This window comes from Candidatus Contubernalis alkalaceticus (assembly GCF_022558445.1).
In the GTDB taxonomy this organism is placed as follows: domain Bacteria; phylum Bacillota; class Dethiobacteria; order SKNC01; family SKNC01; genus Contubernalis; species Contubernalis alkaliaceticus.
In genome coordinates, this window is sequence record NZ_CP054699.1 from 1,569,497 (window position 1) to 1,589,392 (window position 19,896).

Annotated in this window: 21 protein-coding genes; 10 read left to right on the top strand and 11 right to left on the bottom strand. The window is 43.6% G+C overall.

The genetic code is table 11. The features are described 5' to 3' along the window. Positions 1–2: 2 nt before the first annotated feature. Entirely contained in the window at positions 3–623 is a 621-nt protein-coding gene (locus tag HUE98_RS07675) for a DUF2812 domain-containing protein (protein ID WP_241423262.1), read from the bottom strand. A gap of 22 nt (positions 624–645) precedes the next feature. After that, positions 646–966, bottom strand: a complete 321-nt coding sequence (locus HUE98_RS07680) for a PadR family transcriptional regulator (protein WP_241423263.1) — start codon at positions 964–966, stop codon at positions 646–648. 240 nt (positions 967–1,206) lie between these two features. Between HUE98_RS07680 and HUE98_RS07685 the strand changes: the two genes are divergently transcribed. The 6 genes from HUE98_RS07685 to HUE98_RS07710 all read left to right on the top strand — a co-directional run bounded on the left by HUE98_RS07685 (position 1,207) and on the right by HUE98_RS07710 (position 7,860). Next, entirely contained in the window at positions 1,207–1,869 is a 663-nt protein-coding gene (locus HUE98_RS07685) for a response regulator transcription factor (protein ID WP_241423264.1), read from the top strand. Then, entirely contained in the window at positions 1,866–2,846 is a 981-nt protein-coding gene (locus HUE98_RS07690; RefSeq protein WP_241423265.1) for a sensor histidine kinase, read from the top strand. The genes HUE98_RS07685 and HUE98_RS07690 overlap by 4 nt, the downstream gene beginning before the upstream one ends. 80 nt (positions 2,847–2,926) lie before the next feature. Beyond that, positions 2,927–3,613, top strand: a complete 687-nt coding sequence (locus HUE98_RS07695) for an ABC transporter ATP-binding protein (protein ID WP_241423266.1) — start codon at positions 2,927–2,929, stop codon at positions 3,611–3,613. Positions 3,614–3,616: 3 nt separating this feature from the next. After that, the gene (locus tag HUE98_RS07700) at positions 3,617–5,581 is read left to right on the top strand and encodes an ABC transporter permease (RefSeq protein ID WP_241423267.1); all 1,965 of its coding nucleotides are present in this window, start codon (positions 3,617–3,619) and stop codon (positions 5,579–5,581) included. After that, positions 5,526–6,434: an FtsX-like permease family protein gene (locus HUE98_RS07705; protein ID WP_241423268.1), complete on the top strand. Its 909-nt coding sequence runs from the start codon at positions 5,526–5,528 to the stop codon at positions 6,432–6,434. The genes HUE98_RS07700 and HUE98_RS07705 overlap by 56 nt, the downstream gene beginning before the upstream one ends. Before the next feature lie 88 nt (positions 6,435–6,522). Further along, positions 6,523–7,860: a COG1361 S-layer family protein gene (locus tag HUE98_RS07710; RefSeq protein ID WP_241423269.1), complete on the top strand. Its 1,338-nt coding sequence runs from the start codon at positions 6,523–6,525 to the stop codon at positions 7,858–7,860. Positions 7,861–8,408: 548 nt separating this feature from the next. Here the strand turns inward: HUE98_RS07710 and HUE98_RS07715 are convergent. Then, positions 8,409–9,164: a Uma2 family endonuclease gene (locus tag HUE98_RS07715; protein WP_241423270.1), complete on the bottom strand. Its 756-nt coding sequence runs from the start codon at positions 9,162–9,164 to the stop codon at positions 8,409–8,411. Between the two features lie 402 nt (positions 9,165–9,566). Here HUE98_RS07715 and istA point away from each other — a divergent pair, with 402 nt between their 5' ends. Together istA and istB are read left to right on the top strand one after the other, a co-directional pair. Next, complete coding sequence (gene istA, locus HUE98_RS07720) at positions 9,567–11,096, top strand: IS21 family transposase (RefSeq protein ID WP_241423271.1); 1,530 nt, start codon at positions 9,567–9,569, stop codon at positions 11,094–11,096. Then, on the top strand, positions 11,083–11,805 hold the full coding sequence (gene istB / locus HUE98_RS07725) for an IS21-like element helper ATPase IstB (protein WP_241421684.1): 723 nt from the start codon (positions 11,083–11,085) through the stop codon (positions 11,803–11,805). Before istA ends, istB begins: the two co-directional genes overlap by 14 nt. Before the next feature lie 393 nt (positions 11,806–12,198). On the opposite strand, the gene HUE98_RS07730 is transcribed toward istB, so the two are convergent. The 3 genes from HUE98_RS07730 to HUE98_RS07740 all read right to left on the bottom strand — a co-directional run bounded on the left by HUE98_RS07730 (position 12,199) and on the right by HUE98_RS07740 (position 14,021). After that, positions 12,199–13,059, bottom strand: a complete 861-nt coding sequence (locus tag HUE98_RS07730) for a UbiA family prenyltransferase (RefSeq protein ID WP_241423272.1) — start codon at positions 13,057–13,059, stop codon at positions 12,199–12,201. Positions 13,060–13,187: 128 nt separating this feature from the next. After that, on the bottom strand, positions 13,188–13,526 hold the full coding sequence (locus HUE98_RS07735; protein ID WP_241423273.1) for a 4Fe-4S binding protein: 339 nt from the start codon (positions 13,524–13,526) through the stop codon (positions 13,188–13,190). Between the two features lie 222 nt (positions 13,527–13,748). Beyond that, on the bottom strand, positions 13,749–14,021 hold the full coding sequence (locus HUE98_RS07740; protein WP_241423274.1) for a 4Fe-4S binding protein: 273 nt from the start codon (positions 14,019–14,021) through the stop codon (positions 13,749–13,751). 276 nt (positions 14,022–14,297) lie between these two features. On the opposite strand from HUE98_RS07740, the gene HUE98_RS07745 reads away from it, so the two are divergent. Then, positions 14,298–14,591 carry a DUF4126 domain-containing protein gene (locus tag HUE98_RS07745; protein ID WP_407080307.1) on the top strand — a complete coding sequence of 98 codons (294 nt, stop codon included), beginning with the start codon at positions 14,298–14,300 and terminating at the stop codon, positions 14,589–14,591. 210 nt (positions 14,592–14,801) lie between these two features. On the opposite strand, the gene HUE98_RS07750 is transcribed toward HUE98_RS07745, so the two are convergent. From HUE98_RS07750 to HUE98_RS07765, 4 genes are all read right to left on the bottom strand, one after another. Beyond that, the gene (locus HUE98_RS07750) at positions 14,802–15,527 is read right to left on the bottom strand and encodes a hypothetical protein (RefSeq protein WP_241423276.1); all 726 of its coding nucleotides are present in this window, start codon (positions 15,525–15,527) and stop codon (positions 14,802–14,804) included. Between the two features lie 5 nt (positions 15,528–15,532). Next, on the bottom strand, positions 15,533–16,213 hold the full coding sequence (locus HUE98_RS07755) for a fluoroquinolone export ABC transporter permease subunit (RefSeq protein ID WP_241423277.1): 681 nt from the start codon (positions 16,211–16,213) through the stop codon (positions 15,533–15,535). 11 nt (positions 16,214–16,224) lie between these two features. Beyond that, positions 16,225–17,076 (bottom strand): ABC transporter ATP-binding protein, encoded by an 852-nt coding sequence (locus HUE98_RS07760; RefSeq protein ID WP_241423278.1) that lies wholly within the window; start codon positions 17,074–17,076, stop codon positions 16,225–16,227. Positions 17,077–17,498: 422 nt separating this feature from the next. Continuing rightward, positions 17,499–17,672 (bottom strand): hypothetical protein, encoded by a 174-nt coding sequence (locus HUE98_RS07765; RefSeq protein WP_241421311.1) that lies wholly within the window; start codon positions 17,670–17,672, stop codon positions 17,499–17,501. Between the two features lie 32 nt (positions 17,673–17,704). Between HUE98_RS07765 and HUE98_RS07770 the strand changes: the two genes are divergently transcribed. Continuing rightward, complete coding sequence (locus HUE98_RS07770) at positions 17,705–18,955, top strand: IS110 family RNA-guided transposase (protein ID WP_241421312.1); 1,251 nt, start codon at positions 17,705–17,707, stop codon at positions 18,953–18,955. 139 nt (positions 18,956–19,094) lie between these two features. Here the strand turns inward: HUE98_RS07770 and HUE98_RS07775 are convergent, their stop codons facing one another. Beyond that, complete coding sequence (locus tag HUE98_RS07775) at positions 19,095–19,712, bottom strand: TetR/AcrR family transcriptional regulator (protein ID WP_241423279.1); 618 nt, start codon at positions 19,710–19,712, stop codon at positions 19,095–19,097. Positions 19,713–19,896: the final 184 nt, after the last annotated feature.

Below are 19,896 nucleotides of genomic sequence, written 5' to 3' on the forward strand. Positions count from 1 at the left end.
ACTTAATTACTAAATGATTGTTTATGGAAGAAATATGCTCGAAGAGCAAAATAAAGAGAAAGAAAAATAGCAATTGGAAAAAAAATACATAATAATCCTCTCACCAAAGCAAAGGGTGTCTCAAATAAAAAGGCGTACCAAAACTCTAATCCTGTCTTCTCCCACAGCATTGGGGTAAAGTAAAGCAATTTAGGGTTCAACAATGCATTAACATCAATTGCACCTGTGCATAAGAGAGCAACCATCATTGGTATAAATATAATGGATGTGGTTAACCACATCTCAGATATTCTTTTGTACCTGCCGGCTTTAGAAGCATTGTCAGAAAAGATATCATTTGCTGCATTCTCTTTTATTTTAGCAAAATATTGATTTCCTGAACTTTTTTTCCCTGCAATGTGCTTCCAACCACTATCCTCGAATAATGTACAATAATCTTGAAAATCAATCTCTTTTTTAAATAATCGATAATCCATACGTATTGTGGTATCATTGGGTTCAGCTTCACGAAAAATATATCCTCCCAGCTTGTTTTTTGATACAAATTCATATCCGCTTTTAGACATTTTATTTAACCACTTCTCTTCTTTGCTAAAGTCGATAAAAAACCTATATTTAATCACGAATTTTTAGCCTCCTCTTCCTTTAGATAATAAAATTTGTTGCCTTAGTTATTGCTACCATGTGTTCCATACGTTCACAGTCTAAAAATAAAATGCTCTTACCCATATCTGTTAATTTGTATGTTTTTCTTCGCTTATTTTCACTTTGCACCGGTATAATTAACTTTTGTTTTACCAGGTTTTCTAATGCGCCATACAATGTACCTGCAGCAATTCTCACCGTACCTTTACTTAACTCTTCTATTTTTTGCATAATTGCATAACCGTGAAACGGCTTGGATGATAAAGCCAACAAGATGTAATATGTGGTTTCTGTTAATGGCAAAAACTTTTCTCGATTCATAATCAATATTCATCCTTTCAATAGATCTATACAGTTCTGCTATATGAAGATTAGCTATATAGTATCAGTATATATAGATAAACTGTATATGTCAATATGAATTTAGGAATTTAGGATTAATGACATAAAAAAATCATGGTGTTTTCTTACAATATCGTAAGCCTTTCCACCACATATTCCACGAGTATTTCCTTGTGGTATACTGATATTGAATCTAAAATCTTCTTAGAGGTTTTTGCCATGAATATAAAATTGCTTATTGTAGAGGACGATATTTTTTTACAGGACGGCCTGTGCCAGCTGCTCCGACAGGAGGGATACTCCCTTCATTGTGCCGGTACTTGCACAGAAGCGCTGCGCCTGGTAGAAGAAAACACCTACAGTTTAATTATATTGGATATCATGCTTCCGGACGGCAGTGGCCTGGATCTCTGCACCGCCTGGCGCAGCACCGGGAAAGACACTCCTATTCTCTTTTTAACCGCAAGAGATGACGAAATCCAAATAGTACGGGGATTAGATGCCGGCGGTGACGATTATGTGACAAAGCCCTTTCGCCTTTTAGAACTTCTTTCCCGTGTACGAGCACTGCTTAGGAGGAATAACTTTCTTGTCTACAATAAGGATGGTCTGCGGGTAGACCTGCAAAAAATGAGCGTCTATTACAAAGATGAACCATTGTTTTTAACGCCCACCGAATTTCAGCTTTTATCCGCTTTGATTCGCAACGCTGGAAAAGTGTTGACCCGGCGGATCCTGCTGCAGACCATCTGGGATGATGGAGGTCTGTTTATAGATGATAACACCCTTTCTGTACACATCAGCCGCCTGCGGGAAAAAATTGGCGGCACCCATATTCAAACAGTACGGGGAATCGGTTATCGATGGGAGGACAAACAATGAGGCTCATCGCTATACTCTCAGGAACTGCAGCGGCCTTGGGCGCTTATTTATTTTGCTTTGGTACGGGAGCAACCCGGTGGATTGGTTTAGGGGTGCTGGTGGCAGGTGCTGCGGCATCGGTACTGTGTATCTGCATGGGCAGGCAGCAGGAGAAAAAAATTTATAATATGCATGAGCAAATTATGGGTTTCCTCCAGGGCAGGATTGAAACCCCAATATTTAGTGTGGACGACGATATGTTTGCCCTTTTGGAAAACTCAGTCGTTGAGCTGGAAAACAGGCTGCTTTTGGAACATCACAACACTCAGAAGTCATGTCAAAAAAATGCCGACTTCATCACCGACGTTTCCCATCAGCTGAAAACACCCCTTACGGCATTGAAACTCTACTGTGAGATGGATAACAATAACAATCGCAGCCAGCACCTTCCGAAACAGCTGGTGCTGATAGAACGCATGGAGCATCTGATCTACTCTCTGCTGAGGCTGGAAAAACTCCGGGCAGACACTTACGAAATGCAGTATTCCCAACAGGATTTATTCCAGCTGTCCCAACAGGTTTGGGAAGAGCTGCAGATACTGTATCCCGAAAAAACATACCGGGTTACAGGCAGCGCTGCCATGCGCTGTGATGAGTACTGGATGGGGGAGGCGCTGAAGAATATTTTGAAAAATTCCTGTGAACATACCGAACCGGAGGGCAGGATTCAGGTCTCCCTTGAAACCACAGATACCTCTGTTAACGTAACTGTTGAAGACAACGGCGGCGGGATACCGGAAGATGAACTGCTGAAAATATTTCAGCGCTTTTACCGCTCTTCCCGGGCCCCGTCAAATGAAGGCGTTGGTATCGGGCTTGCCATCACCAGGGCTATTGTAGAAAAGCACCACGGGACTATCTATGCTGAAAATACGAAGCAAGGTCTAAAGGTCATACTGTGTTTTCCCATATTGGAAGGAGTATTGGCTATAGGTTAATCTTACGGAATTGTAAGGCCGGCGTCACGGAAATGAAAGGTATGGCTGATAGGATTAAGGCATAAGGGGGTATAACAATCATGAAAATTTTACAATGCAGCAGCTTGAATAAAACCTATGCCAGCGGTGAAAGCACCGTTCATGCCCTGCGCAGCATTACTGTTGGCTTTGAACAGGGAGAGATTTGTGCAGTAAAAGGGCCCAGCGGCTCAGGGAAATCAACGCTTCTTCATATTCTGGGCGGACTGGAGTATCCTACCTCAGGCGATGTTCTTTATCAGTCCAAAAATCTTTTCGCTTATAATGACAACCAGCTTTCCATCCTGCGCCGGCGCCGGTTTGGGTTCGTTTTTCAGGCGTATAATCTTGTTCAGGAGCTGACAGCCTATGAGAATATACTGCTGCCTGTGCTGCTGGACAAGAAAAAGCCGGAAGAAAAGTATATTTCCATGCTGGTGGAACTGCTGGGGATTCAAGACCGGCTTCATCATCTGCCCGGTGCCCTTTCCGGCGGCCAGCAGCAGCGCATTGCCATCGCCCGGGCTCTGGCTAACAAACCTGCTATTCTGTTTGCCGACGAACCGACAGGTAATCTGGACGGGAAGACCGGTAAAGAGGTACTCTCTCTGCTAAAATATGTGGGCAAAGAGATGGGTGTTACCCTCATCCTGGTCACCCACGACCTGAACATTGCTGAACAGGCGGAGCGTATTATTACCCTGGAGGATGGAAGCATCGCCCAGGACAGCTCCCGGCAGGAGGTGTGAGGGGTGCAGACAAATCTTTCAATCAACTCCATCGCAATGGGCAACATTCGGGGCAGGCGCAGGCAGTATGTACTTTTGATTACAGCTATAGTGTTGGCGGTTTTTTTTACCGCCACAGCGCTGCTTTTTGCCTCCGCCATGTCCACCTCCCTGAGGGAAAGGCACTACCACCGTATGGGGGAACAGGATGCCATCTTATTAAACTGCCAGGATGCCCCGCTGGAGGAACTGCTGGTAAGCGGCGTTTTTTCTCGGTACGGAACTGCAGAAATCCTGGGCTACGTCCTCCCCGACGGGCAGAACCAGGCTAATGGCTTTTCCATTGCGGTTTTCGATGATACCGCCCTTAACCTGGCTCACAATGATCCTCTGGAGGGCAGGCTGCCCGAAAAAGCCGGGGAAATCGCCCTGGAACAGAGCGCCCTGGCACGGCTCAGGACAGATTCAGGGGTGGGCGACACCCTAAAGCTTACCCTGATGGTCCCCGACGGCAGCGGCTTTATGGATTCACCGGTGCAAAATAGTTATACTCTGGTGGGAATACTTAACGACAAACAGGTTAATTTGAAACAATGGGTCCCTAATTTTCCCGTGTACAATGATTTTCCCGCAGGGGTTCTCTCGGCAGAGGAGCAGATTCCCCCGGGAGGCAGGGCAGTTATAAACTGCTATGGACGCTATGCCAGCCGGGACATCGGCACCTCATATGAACAGTTGAAACTTTTCTGTGAAGAATATAAATTAACGAATGATTACGGCCTGGCTAACATCGCCAGCACCAGCTACCAGTTCTCCAACCGGTACTACGATGAAGCCAGCAATTCTATCGTAACCACCTCTGTATTCTTCATGGTCATAGCCTTAGTGCTGGTGCTGGCAGCCTGTCTGGGCATTGTCAACGCATTCTCCGCCAGCCTGGAATCACGGAAACGGCAGATCGGCCTGCTCCGGGCAGTGGGCGCCACCAAAAATCAGATTCGCCATATCTTCGGCCGGGAAACACTTCTGCTTTCTGTTTTTTCCATCCCCCTGGCATTGGTACTCTCCTGCCTGACGGTATGGGGCATCACCGCAGCCATGGGTGACTATTACACCTTTCGCCCTGACCCGCTGCTCATCGCCGCAGCGGCAGCGGCCGGAGTCCTGTGCGTCATCCCCGCCGCCTGGATCCCCTTGAGAAAGGCGGCCAGAATCCCCCCCATGCAGGCAATACGGGAGGTGGAACTGTCCCGTAAGATAAGGAAATGCAGAGTAGAGAGCAGGCATTTTTTTGATGTTCCCCGTCTCATCGCCCACCGCAGCCTGACGCTCTATAAAAACAAGCAGATCAGCATTACTGCCATGCTGGCAGTGAGCATCGTGTTGATGTCGCTGGTGGTATTGGTGGCAGCTCCCGTGTTAAAGGAGGCCGTATGGGACTATGGAGCCGACTACCAACTGTTGAAAACCTCCCGGCACGGGGACTGGCTGATAGAATACTCAATCAACCAGCCGGGCATTACCCAGCAGGATAAAAATGATGCCGCTGCACTTTCTATGGTTAAAACGGTTACAGGTGAAAAATTTTTGCGCCTGAAGATTCTCACGGACAACATCACACCTTATATTACCAAAAGCAACCACTACGGCTTCACCTATCTCTCCCCGGAATTACAGGCAAATACCATAATTCATATTCCAGAAGCCAGTCAGTGGGAGGCTCAACAGCGACAGGATCAGCAGCACCTGGACTACTTGGAAAGTAAGGCAAAATACGGGTATGCACAAGATTATCTCACCGTGGACTGCTGCGGGGTAGATGCAGAGGTTCTTGAAAAGCTTTCTCCCTTCGTTTCTGCGGGTAGAATCAATATTGACAGGCTCTCCTTCGGGGAAGAGGTCCTCATCATTGCCCCGGCGGAGTACGGCCTCTATGAGGAAAACCTACGGCAGCGATACCTATCTTTATCGCTACGATTACGTTATTGACGATGCCATCAATTACAGTTTTGTATATCAAAATGACATGTTTCGTGCAGGGGATACCATTACCTTAAGCCTGCTGTTCAATGATGACCCGGCACATCCTGAAGGGCCGGAGCAGTTTAACGAAGATGGCAGCCGTAAGCTGCCGGAGAACGTGGTGAGAATCGACAGAACGGTCACCATCGGTGCTATTTTGGAACCCCGTGCCGGGGAAAGGTATCTGCAGAGTTACTTTAATACCTATATTCACGAAGTGGGCAGTATCCTCACCACCACAGAGGGGCTTATTGCGCTGGGGTTTGATGTTCCTTATGATTCCCTTGCCATCACCCTATCCGAGAGTCCCGATGCAGCCATGGAGGAATACCTGGAGGCAAACCTGAGGCAGATTGCGGCACGGACCTCCGGCGTGGATCTGAGATCATACGTGTCCATGGCCAGAGAAAACAGAGAAATGGTTTACGGACTGATCATGGCAGCCGGCGCGGTGCTGCTGCTGTTCTTCGCCATATGTGTCAGCATGATAAACAACGCTCTGTCTGCCCGCATACGGGCCAGTCGGCGGGAAATTGGCACCATTCGGGCAGTGGGAGCCTCTCAGCGGGAGATAGTACGCTCGTACCTGTGGCAGCTTATATCCATGTTTTCCTGGGGCACAGCCATCGGTATGGCAGTACAGCTGGCACTGTGCGGCTGGCTGCTGACCGTCGAACGGATGGATCTCAGTGGAGCTATTCCTTCCTGGCAACCGCTCCTGTTCGTGGCAGTGCTCTTTGGGATATGTTATCTAAACCTGCGCTCCAAGGTGAACGGTATCTTCAGGGACAGCATCGTGGAAAACATCCGTGAGCTTTGAGAGCAGCGGTATGAACGGAGGGATGAAATGAAAAGGACGGTTTGCCTCATCTTAATAACCATGGTTTTTTTGCACCGTTACTGCGGCTTTGGGGCGTGATGATGAAGCTGTGTCAGCGGCAGAGATAAATCAGACTGATGTATTTGGTTTTGGCCCGGCGCTGTCCATCGATACCGGGCATGCTTACGAAGGGATGAAAAACAGCTATGCAGAGGGCTATTTGCCTTCCGTATCCGGCGGTACAGCCGCTGTGGCCCTCCCCCTGCTGTCTGAATCGGTAACGGCCCCAATTACGGCCGGCGTCAACCTGGGGGACCCGGCAGTTTCTCCCTTCGTTTATAAGAACTATGAGAAACAGTTCAGCAAAAAAAACTATACCTTTGACAGCCAGACAGTAGAGTGCTATTTAATCCAATTCTCCTTTGCCCTGGCGGCGGAACGGGTCAACGGAAATTACCCTATCACCTTTACGGTCAGCGGAAAGTCTGATGACGGAGAAGCTTTTTCCCAGGAGTTTATACTGTATGTTCACATCAGCGACGGCATCGACCCCATGACCTCAGAACTTGAGCCCTCACCCTCCTCCTCTCAACCCAGGCTGATGGTGGAAAGCTATGTCCTGGACCGCAGTTATTTGGAAGCGGGGGAAAGTTCACAGGTTGCCGTGACCATACGAAACACCAGCAGCCTGCAGGATGTAAAAAATATTAAGCTTTCCTTTGTAGAAGACAGCGGTGAGATTTTGCCCGGGGGTACCGGGGCAGAATATCAGAGGCAGATTGCCAAAGGAGGCAGCTATACCTGGAGCTTTTCAGTTGCCGCAGTGGCAGTGGCACAGTCTAAACCCCACACCGCCACTATTATGATGGAATATGAGGACAGCCAGGGAGGTGCAATAAGCGCTTCCGACCGCATCATCCTGCCGGTGCGCCAGCCTGTACGCCTGGAATATGAAGAGCCTTCCCTACCACCCCGGGTAACACAGGGAGATACTGCTCCTTTCACCATGACGTTGATGAACCTGGGGAAGAGCACAATTTACAACGCGCTGCTGAAATTTGAAGTGCCGGGGCTCAGCACCGGGGGCAGCCTCCTGGTGGGCACAATTCCCCCCGGGGAATCCCAAACCGGGACCACTAACTTTCGGGTCGATTCGGAAACGCCGGGCAGGGCCGCGGGAACGCTGTTTCTGTCTTATGAAGATGAATACGGCGAACTTTATGAAAAAGAGATCCCTCTTTCCACCACCATTGAAAAGAAACTGGATACAGCAGCTCTTGCGGATGCCGATGCAGAAACTACTGCCTCCCGTTTCCCAGGGGCTGCCTTTGCCGGCGGTGCGATTCTTATCGCTTTAACTTACCTTTTTGCCTCCCGCTGGCTTAAACAAAAAAAACAGCGGGAGGAGGACGAAATGAGGTTGTAGGAACAGCAGAAAATCCTTATCAGTTGTTGCTTGGGGATTTCAGGAAGGGGCAACTCCTTCCAAAAATCCCCAAAAGGGGTCTTGCCCTGAAATGCCTCTTTAACATCAAATTACAAAAAACCCGGTTTTACCTTAGTATATCTGTTGATTATGCCATAAATTTTTGTTTTTCTTTTTCCTTTGATCCATTTTCCGTTCATAACTTTACATAGTTTGCTCGCAGTAACCGTAGGCATATGATCACCCTTTCAAAAAAATATAACTGGAAGAAATTCTTCTAATCTTATTATTAGGTCTATTAGGTCTAGAATCTATCTATGATTTAACCAGATTTCTTTCAATTAATCATTATATATACTATCAGTATATGGTTAACGCTAGAAAAGGTAACAGGAATATATGCTGTATCAAATGAGGACCTGTTTGCTTTTAACGTTAACCAGCTTTCCATCCTGTAAAAAAAGAAGAAAAACTGCCCAGGGCAATTACTTCCCTTATGATTACACTAACCCCCACAGCAAATGGTACCCTCGAGAGAGGTTCACCAGTTATTCAGGACGTTGAAATACCTTATCCAGATTTAAATTCAAACCGGAAAATTCAGGATGGTTAAAATTATCGCCTGGGCTAAATGCATTTATCAGAGAATAACTTCCATCTTTAAGCATAAAAACTTCTAATGTGTTTTCCTCAGGATCTATAATCCAGTAGTGAGGAATCCCTGCCTTTCGATAGATATCCATCTTATGCAGGCGATCTTTTCGACGATTTGTTGGTGACATGATTTCAATGATTAAATTACAAATACCGTCAATTCGATCCTTGAGAATGATTTGTTTTCGAGTCCCAGACACAAACATTATATCTGGCTGAAGAACAATACTGGTTGATAGAGTAACATCCAAAGGTGCAAAAAAAAGCTCGCCCTCAGGATCAAAGTTATCAAAAAAAGTTAATAACTGACGTCCTAATTCCCGAGATATTCGTTGGTGCTGAACGGAGGGAGATGGTTCTTTTACCAGAAATCCTTCTAGGATTTCAAATCGATAGCCCGGTTCTTCAGGAATCTTCAGGTAATCATCGTAAGTATACTTATTCTTTTTTGAGTATTTTGAATATTCTTCTTCTTTAACAGATAGATTTCGTGTTTCCAGAGTGCTTAATACTGCTTTTATTTCATACCGGTATTGTTTTTCGCCCAGCTCTACTACAGGTATTTTTTTTTGTCGAGTATACCTCCAGATAGTATCCACCGATAAATTTAATATTTCTGCTAATTCTTGAGCTGTTAGTAATTTTTCCATGTTACCACCTCCGCTTTAATTATATAACCAAACACATCTGCAATCAAGTAAAAGCAATAAGGAGCTAACCAATGAAAAATCTAAAAATCCTGTCCAGGTCAATTGAACACCGAACAGGATTTTTAAAAAAAAAGGCTTTTGCATTCTTCTGATGCTCTGGCCATTTTTTTTCTTAAGTTTAATTAACCCATCTCCATCGGGATTATCTGTCACCGTCTTCATATCCACTCTTTCATATTTCCTATTTATTGCATAATAGAATTGGACAAAGTTGCAAAAGGAATTCCTCACTTTTGCAACAGTAAATTCCCCAATTTTGCAAAAGGCCATTGAAGGCACCACCCAAAAATAATATCCTTGTAATTGGAACTAGATTACGAAGAGGAATGGAGGATGCTTACAATGACCCAAGTAAAGTATATCAGAAAACTATTTTTCGAGGAAGGTAAGAATGTTAGCGAAATAAAACGGGAAACAGGGCATGATCGAAAGACAATAAACATTTATCTTGAAAAAGAAGACTGGAATGAAGAGGAGCCTACTATCAAGTCAACATCGCAGTTTCCAAAACTTGACCCTTACAAAGAAGATATAGACACATGGCTTTTAGACGACAAAAAAGCCAAAGTCAAACAACGGCATACAGCCCAGAGAGTCTTTAACAGACTGAATGAAAAGTACAAAGAAGAATTTGACTGCTCTTACAGATCTGTAGCCGGTTATGTATCTCAGAAGAAAAAAGAGATATTCGGCAAATGTAAACAATCCGGACACCTTCCACTGGAGCATATCCCGGGAGAAGCACAAGGTGATTTTGGAGACGCTGATTTTTATGAAAACAGCCAGATTCACAGCGGCAAATACCTAAACCTTTCCTTCCCTTACAGCAACCAAGGTTACTGCCAATTGTTTAAGGGAGAGAACCAGGAATGCCTTTTTGAAGGACTAATGCTCATCTTCGAACACGTCGGTGGCGTTCCTCAAAGAATTTGGTTTGATAATGCAAGCACCATGGTCACCAAGATTCTGAAAAACGGAGAGCGCAACTTGACTGACGGTTTTATAAGATTTATGGAACACTACCGATTTGAAGCAGCCTTTTGTAATGCAGACTCTGGGCACGAAAAAGGCAATGTTGAGGGTAAAGTCGGCTACCACCGAAGAAATATGTTAGTGCCAATTCCACAGTTTAAAAGCCTAGCTGAGTTTAACAAAGAGCTGCTGCAAAAATGTGAAATCGATGCCCAACGGGAGCATTATCGAAAAGACGGCACTATAGAAATGCTGCATTCTGAAGATAGGCAAGCACTTTTGGAATTGCCGGCAGTACCTCTAGATGTCAGCAAATACATAACCGTTAAAACCAACGGATATGGCAGATTTTATCTTAACAACGGCCTTTATGAATATTCCGTGTCCCCCAAATATGCAAACAGCCGGGTCTTAATTAAAATTACGGCCAATAAAGTAATTCCCTTGGATGAAAGCCATCGGGAAATCGTCCGGCATGATCGGTTTTACGGAAACTACAAGCAACAGAGCATGAAGTGGCTTCCTTACCTGACTCAGCTGTCCCGTTGTCCTGGAGCATTGAAATATACTGGCATCTACCAAATGTTGCCCGAATCCATTAATGATTATCTGGAAAAATGCAGTAAAAGCGATAAAGGCAAAATCCTACAGATAATTGCCACACTGACAGAAAAAAGCGGGTTTACTTGTGCTGTAGAAACAGTTGCTAGCGCCCTGCAATACGATGTAACAGATACCGACAGTCTGGTAAGCCTCCATAATCGTTTACACGGAAACGTGATTGAACTTGCCCCCATCAGGGTAGCAAAAAATATACCAGAGTTCAAACTGTATGCTCCCAATCTGGCTGACTATGACGCAAAACTCAATGAGGCAGGTGAACAAAATGCTGACCAGTGAAATTGCCACCTGCTGCAAAGAGTTGAGATTAAGCCGAAACATTGTGGAAATGTCTGAGAAAATAGAAGCCCAGAGCCATCAGGAATACCTGTTAAAATTACTTAAATCGGAACTGGAACATCGTGATGCGGCTAGGAAAGATAAACTCCTCAAAAGTGCTGGATTTTACACAATCAAGACATTTGAAGGCTTCAAATTTGATGAAGTTACCTTGCCAAAAGCCGTAACACCTGAATATCTTAAGAACTGCGAGTTTATTGATACAAACACCAATATTGTTATGTATGGCAATGTTGGTACCGGAAAAACCTTTTTATCAATCGCCTTAGGAGTAGAGGCCTGTAAAAAAGGCATAAAAACTAAGTTCTTTAGGACAGCAGCGTTGGTGAATAAGCTTTCAGAATCAAAGAAAAACGGTACCTTGTCAAAGTTTATGAAGCAAATACTAAAAGCAGATATTATAGTCTGTGATGAGTGGGGATACGTTCCCCTGGACCGGATAGGTGCCCAACTGCTGTTTGAAGTAGTATCCGAGTGCTATGAAAAAAAGTCCTTAATCATAAACACAAATATTGAATTCTCCAGATGGGTTAATGTGTTTTATGATGAACAGATGACAGGAGCCATATTGGATAGGGTGTTGCATCATTGCCACCTGCTGCTGTTCCCAGGGCCGAGCAATCGGATGAGAGAGTCTTCATTAACCTAGCTTTAAGCCGAGTCAGTGAAAATGAAGTGCTATTTTTTTAGATACAAGGGGTGCGGGATCTTGCCGCAATAATAATCCAGGCCAATGGTGTCATGCTGTAATGTCTGGAGAAGCTTTCCTTCTTTTCAGTAGGTAGCTTTTGTACAGCATGGCACTTTAAAACAGGTATATTTTAACATAAATGGTGTTTTGGTTTTATGATTTTATGTTATTTCAAAGAAAATGGCCCAAAAGTTAACATAAAAATTCCCCACCGGTGCCTGGGGGAAAATTTTTGCAAAAGTGAGGAATTTTCACTTGCAAAAAACAATATTTCCGGTAGAATGCAATGGTCTTTACCCTTTTGAGTTCCCATTTTCTAAGAATTTCTCAATTTAATACGGAACCATACCGTCACCATACAATTAGCTTGCTAATGATTATGGCAAGCATTCCAATCAGCGCACTGAGGTATAATTTGCGAATATAAACCCGGCCTTCTTTGGTGGTTTGACTTTTTAACAACTTGATTCCAAAGTATAGTATCATCAGATCCATGATAGAAATTATTATCAAGTAACTGGTTCCTAGTAAATTCCAAAAGACTGGGAGAAAACTAAGAATTATCACAAGTATAAATAATAAAGCAGAAAGGCGAAGGGTGTTTTTTTTCCCAATAAGTATGGCTATGGATTTAACATTTCTTTTCTTATCTCCCTCCATATCCATTGCATCTGCGGCGATTTCCTCTCCAAGATTAAAGAAAAATAACATGAGGCTAATGCTCCATACAACTTTATTCCATGGCTGTCCAACAACTAAACTGCCAAGGATTATTGTAACGGCTACCGAAGAACTGACCATTAAATTCCCCGCTATGCCCAATTCTTTAAACTTCCAATTGTACAGGAAACCAACCAACCAGAAAACAATGTATAAGAATACAGCCGACAGTCCGATAAAAAAAGAGACTGCCAAGCCTATCAATGTAGTAACGACAGTTAAGTAAATAATCTCAGCAGGTGAAATTAATCCGGAGGGTAATGGTCTGTGGGGTGCATTGATCCTGTCAACTTCAATATCAAAATAATCATTTAAAATCATTGCCGGGCTCGATAAAAAAAAGCCCCATAGAAAACCTACGATTAAGTCAAAAAACGAAGGAAAACTGCCAAGGGCAATTACTTCCCCTATGATTACACTAACTCCCGCAGCAAATGGTAGTTCTGGCCGTATTAATTCAATTAGACCTCTAACTTTCTGGGTATTTATCATGTTGTTCTTCCTTTTATTCCAATAATTAATTTTTTAAATCATACTTAAAGACAAAATTTCTTAGACTGTGCACCTTTTTCACCACTTATATTCATGGAAGAATATCTGGCTTTCCTAGAATCATTTAGCTATTTGGAGTGATCGTTAATATAATCTTTTTTAGAATTGTTACCTGGAGGTGAATTAGTGGGAAATTTATTTCCAGTAGAGGAAATTCTAATGACAGCTTCTTTTTTGGGTAGTCCAAAGCTGTAGTGAATGACCCCTTTGGGGCAGGAATCTACACATTGTCCGCAGAGTATACATTCCATATTTGACATTGAGCCACTTTCCACCATACCCTGTACAGCTAAGCTCATCTGACAAACTTTGTCACACTTTTTGCACTGGATACACTTTTCCCTTTGGGATTCAAGGTGAAGTGATGGGATTTTGACCAGGTCTTTAATTTTTGATCCTATCACCATAAAAGGTGCTATCCAACAGCTATAATGGCAGAAAGAGCGTTTCCCAGCGGTAAGTGCCAGCGCTACGATCAAGATGACCACACCGAAATAAATAATATAGTCCCCGGGTTGGGTAACGGATATTCCATGCCAGGTATGGTAAAATATATCAATCCTTTGTAGTCCTCCGGCAGCTATGATTGAAATAATAATACCTGTAAACCAGGGGACCCATATAAAATATTATATCCGGTCAAACTTTCCTCCCTTTGCTTTTCGTGTGGAAACTATCTGACAGCATTCCTGAAGACCTCCGCCAGGGCACAGCCATCCGCAGTAAGCCCTGCCAAGAAATAAGGAAAAAACAAATAATAATGCGAAAAATACGAAACTTCCTGCGGCGATTCCTTCTAGAGCTCCCAGGATAATTAAATAAGGGGAAAGGTAATAAATTGTGATGGGAAACAGTAAAAATGAAATAAGTATAAGGGTCTTTCTTATGCTTTGCCTTTTCATTTTATTTTCTCTTTCAAGTCAACCAGATTAATTTTGTATTCCCGGGCAGGCTTTTCATACCACAAACTCCTCATCCTCATCCTCATCCCTTTCTTATTTTTAAGCAATTATCAGCATCTCAAAAACTTCGGTATTAAGTGGGCCCTTCCTGGAAAAGGCTAAACCCTAAAATAAAATGTTGTTAAATAAAACACAGTCTATGGGGTTAGTTATTCTTCCAAATTTAAAGGTGAAATTTGATAATGAACAGAATAATTATATAACAAAAAATAAGAAATATCTTTAAATACTTCAAGCCCCCTTCTTACCTGGATGCTGGCATTTATTGCCGGTGGGGGGTTTTCACTGGCCGGAAAGGTTGCCAGTAATGTGGTTCATACCGGTTCTACAACAATGACTGGAGGAAGCGCCAATCCGGCAGTTTCTTTTCTGGAAACAGTTATTTCCACTGTAATGGCAGTAATTTCGGTCTTATTTCCTATGCTGGTAATTTTATTTGTAGGGATCATAGGATGGGTTGTAGTAAAAATTGTGAAGAAGATGAAGCGTGGAGGAAGAAAACCAGTCTGATTACCACATGCGGTGGTTAGTATGTGAAGGGAAAGCCACCTTTCTTTCCATTTTAGTCGAAAGTCTCGCCACATATGTCTCACCCCCCTCCCCTAAAAATTATAACGGCACCTAAATCATACTGGCAAAATTAAACCAGGGTTTTCTATGTTACTTAGAGACGCAATTCATATATATTGTGATAATTTAAATGAGCCTGACATTAACATATCAGGTCCGCTGCAAAAACCATCGGGATAAAAATATTGTCCAAATCAGCCAACTTAAAACACCCATGGCAATGTAGGATAGGGGAATAGATTGGCCAAACTGACTGGCAAAGTGAATCATTTGCCCTATCCAAAAGCTGGGTAAAAAACCAAACAGATATCTATACGGAGCTTCCAAAAACCAGGGAACGAACAGACCCAGGGATAAAATGTTGGTTATTTTGGACAGGGCCAGGCCCTCAACTTTATTCCCGGCCAGGGTGACCAGCAGCATAAAGAAAATGATTCCCTGCAGAGTTGAAATAACGCTAACAGTTAATATGACTGGAATATTATCCACTGCCAGGCCAAACAGCAAAACAACTATAACAGACGATGCAAAAGCCCAAACCATTGGCAGCCCTATGCGGGCAATCAGGTAATTCCATCCGGCTGAAGGGGTGATACTGTAATAAACACCGATCGATTCATCCCGTTCATCCAGCACAATAAATGCACATACCATGGCAATCATAACCGGAGTCATTGTTAATAGAAATGCGTCACTAATGGGATACCAGGGGAAAAGAGAAAGGTTTAGCTGCTGACTGAGTATTCCATCTGCATAGGGAATGATAAAACGCAGGGCTGCTCCTAATAAAAATGGTGCCGGCAGCAGTATGAACAGCATCCCGTCCCGCAGAATCTGACGAAAACCTATGGAAAAAATTTTCCAAACAGTAATCATAGACTTTACCCTCCTGCCTCCATCAAATAGAGTGAAAACCGCCTTGCTGCCAGCCTATATATAAGGAGCACCCATATAATCAAGCCTATCACAGCAAAGTTCACATTATAGGGCAAACCAAGACCCACTGCACCATAAAGAAGACGCAGAAGCAGTGCCGCTGGAAATATTTCAAAAAAAGGATGTGTAATGTCAGACAGTGTAAGGATGGCAGGCAGCATTATTATAGTTCCTACTATAAGGCCGATAACAAAATAATGATTAACGGATCGGGCCATAGTACCCACCATTAAACCAAACATAGTAAATACTGCAGAACCTGTAAGTAATCCCACAACCAATATAAGGTAATTAACCTGGCTTCCAAGGGATGCCGCGGCAATAACAGTTCCTACCAGTGTAGAAATCAGCGATAGCGATAACGCCTTGGCCATAACATACTCTCCAGCTGCAGCCGGCAGAATGGAAAAATAGCTGTGAAGCCCCTCTCCCTTTTCCAATAATACTATCCCCCCAATGAAGAAAAAACCAAGGGCAGCAGGGTCAGACAAAATAATCAGAGCAGCGGCTGGGCGCAGCCATTCTTCAGGCAGTATGAAAAGAATTCCGATGTATGCTGCCGCTATTACTGCATAGAGAAAATAAAAACCGTATTTATACTGGTAGCGAATATCACATATAAACATGCGGGCAAACCTCATTTGAGACACCTGCCTGTTAATTCAATAAATACATCATCCAGTGTCGGTTCCTTAGAATGTATGCCGGTCAGGCTGCTGCCCTGCAGATTGTTCATAAAAACAGGGTCCTGATAGAGGGATGTGAGCATAGCCGCTCCGGTTTTTTCCCGACCCTCTTCTACATAGGTGTAACTTACCTCCACTCCGCTTTTTTTGCTTCTCAGTGCATGAGGGCTGTCTAATGCTTTAATTTCCCCGTCTACAATAAATGCTACCCGGTCACAAAGCTCCTCCGCGTCGTGCATGTTATGGGTTGTAAGAATAATTGTTTTACCTTCTCTTTTCTGTTCCAGGATCATATCTTTCAAAATCCGGTTGTAAACGGGATCCAGACCGCTGGTGGGTTCATCAAGAAATAATAGTAAAGGATTGTGCAGAATAGCCCTTACAAAAGCCAAACGCATTTTCATTCCCTTGGAGAAGCTGGAAACTTTTTTGTTCGCATCGGCTGATAGGCCAACTCGCTCTAAATAAGGCATAGGGTCCTGAGATTTTTTGTTGTAAAGTGATGAAAAGAAAAGCAGATTTTCCAGGGCTGTGAATTTGCCGTATAAATTGGGGAATTCAAAATCAACTCCAATATTCTCGTAAAAACTGTTTTTGCGGTTTTTTACTTCTGTATTTAATACTTTCACCCTACCTCGATAGTTTCTAAGTATACCACTGAGAATTTTTTGTAATGTGCTTTTGCCGGCGCCAGAAGGGCCAAGAAAGCCAAAAATCTCGCCTTTATTCACATCAAATGACATCCCTTTTATAAAATCCTTGCGCTGATCATAGGAAAAAGCCAACTGCCGTACGGTAATCATATTGTTTCCTCCTTGTATACTATGAGCAGCAGACGATTTGGACGTAAATTTCCAGTTCGGATGGTGCTCATTTGTTCTTTGAAAACTTTATACAGAATCAAATCTTGTTATCTAACTTACTTATGATCTTTTTAAAAAAAGATTAAAAAAATTAGCAGCAGGGGTTGTGAATATGTGGTCAACGCGAAGCGTTGTCCAAGCAGTTCGTGGGGTCTGTGGGTAACTCGAAGAGTTATCCATCAGAATCCACAACTGCGGCATATTCACAAGCCTATCAAACAATACGTTTCCGCGTATCATGTCAAATTAATTGAAAAAAGGGTTTACAGTTCTGGGATGTCTTTGGGAAAATATAGCCATAGGTGTCTACCAAGGGAATGTTCAATTTTCTCCCGTTGCCCCGTTATCGGGTGTCTTCCTTTTTAAGAGTGTTCCCCTGGCCCCATGTTATAGACCAACACGCTGACTGTTTCCCGGTTGCCCCTCTCTCCTGCCAGCAGAGGGAGACCAGTGCACCGAGGGGAACCGGTGTATTCCAATAGCTCGCAAGGCTGTCGTTCATGGGTTTCCCAGGGACATCCCAGGACTGTAGACATCACATCCTTTTTCTAAGGAGGTGAAAACGACGATGACTATCCCTTTGTTTGTCGGTATTGATGTAAGCAGCAAGGAAAATGTAGTATGCTGTTTAACCGATGAAGAAGAGAAACGAGCTTTATGCCGCTTTACTGTTCTAAATAACCGACCCGGTATCATGGAGCTGCAGAAACGGATTAATCAGCTGGTAGATAAGCATAGTTTTGATGAAATTCGTTTTGGACTGGAACATACCGGCTGCTACTCGACTCACGCCGCCATATACTTACATCGGCATTTAGATTTTGGGTGCTCTAATGTTAAAGTCTATATGTTTAACCCGAGCCTAATTAAGGAGTATAAAAAGTCTCATTTCCTTTCCCCCCCTAAAAATGACCGGGTGGATGCCTGGTATATTGCCGCCAAGGTTCGGTCCGGCCACTTACCTCATCCCTTCACCTGGAGTGAACCGATGATGGCACTGCAGCGGCTGACCCGGACCAGGTACCATCTCATGAAGGCACTGGTAAGAGAAAGTAATTTCCTTATGACCAACCTGTATTTAAAATGCAGCGATTACACGCTTGTTTTTGAAAACAAGCTGTCGGCAACTTCTTTGGCCGTCATGGAGGAGTTTGAATCCACAGAAGCTTTAGCAGAAATCTCTGTGGACCAGCTGGTGGAATTTTTAATCCAGCATGGTAAAAATCGATTTGATGATCCTCAATCTGTGGCTAAGGAGTTACAGAAAGCAGCTCGTTCTTCTTACCGATTATCTAAGGCTATGGCTGATTCTGTTAACCTAGCTATGGCCTCCAGTATTCGGGTCATTCGGACAATTCAGGAACAGATTAAGTCTATAAAAAAGGCTATTGAAGACCATTTAAAAACGATTCCTCAAACTCTAGATTCTGTCCCGGGTATCGGTCCTATCTTTTCTTCTGGTATCTTGGCTGAAATTGGTGACATCCACCAGTTTGCCAGCCATAAGCAGTTGGCTAAGCATGCGGGCATTGCCTGGACTGAGAATCAATCGGGAAACTTTACGGCCAGCCAAACACGGCTAATTCACTCTGGGAACCGCTATTTACGATATTACTTAATGGAGGCGGCTAACAGTGTTCGGGTGCACGACCCTGTTTTTGCAGAGTATTATGCCAAGAAAAAGGCAGAGCCGAAACAGTTCGCCCATAAACGGGCCCTTGCTCTTACAGCACGTAAACTGGTACGGTTGGTCTTTCATCTGCTAAAGACGAACCAACTCTACCAACAGAGAGGAGGAAACCAACAAGAAATATTATAAAGATTAGCTGCGATTCCATCCACCCATAATTTACCGTTAATGTAATTTTAGTACTGTTAATTTGGGTGGCTTAGTTAAGTGATGCCTTTTTTGGGCAAGCACCCCCTTAACAGCAGCGAATTTCTTAAATAATTTCCAGTTAACTACTTGACATCACACCGCTGCTCTTGAATATGCGCATGGACAACCCCTCGATTAATAGCCTGAAGGCATCATCCACCTGCTCTTCTCCGACTTCCTGCCTGTGCAGCAGAATAAAGAAAAGTCCACGGAGCGCTGCCGATACCGTCTTGGTATCAATGTCGCCGGTAATACAAAGCATCTCCAACAGCTGCTTTGTATCTTCATCATCACCTACAATATGCTGCTCCACCTTTTCCCTGGGTAGCTTACGGATTAAATATGCGTATTCGCCGTTACCGCTCATCAGCCTCACCATCCATGGGTTTAGCTTAATCTCCTCAAATAACTTCATAACAGCACTGACAAAACGTTCTTTTAGACTTCCCTGCTCGCTCATCAGCACCTGCATCAATTGTTGTTTAATTTGATCATGGCTCTTTTGCAAAACTTCCATGAAAAAAAGCTCTTTGCTCTTAAAAAAGAGATAAAAGGTTCCCTTGGAAATGCCGGCAGCCCTGGCTAAATCCTGAACATTAGTCCGTTTAATGCCATAGCGCTCCCAATACTCCTTACCAGCTTCGATTAATCGCTGATAAATAATTTCTCGTTCATTACTTGTAAAATGCTTTGGCATTCTCTATCTCCCCTATGACTATTATTTCTTAATTGGTCATTTGGATAATGGTAACATATAACTATTAACCTGTCAAGTGTATTTTTACAATTGAACGATGGAAAATATGTCAATCTAAAAAATTCCAGTGCCCTGGAATTAAAGTCTACCGCCGCATAAGCTGTTCATGTCCCAGATCAGGATA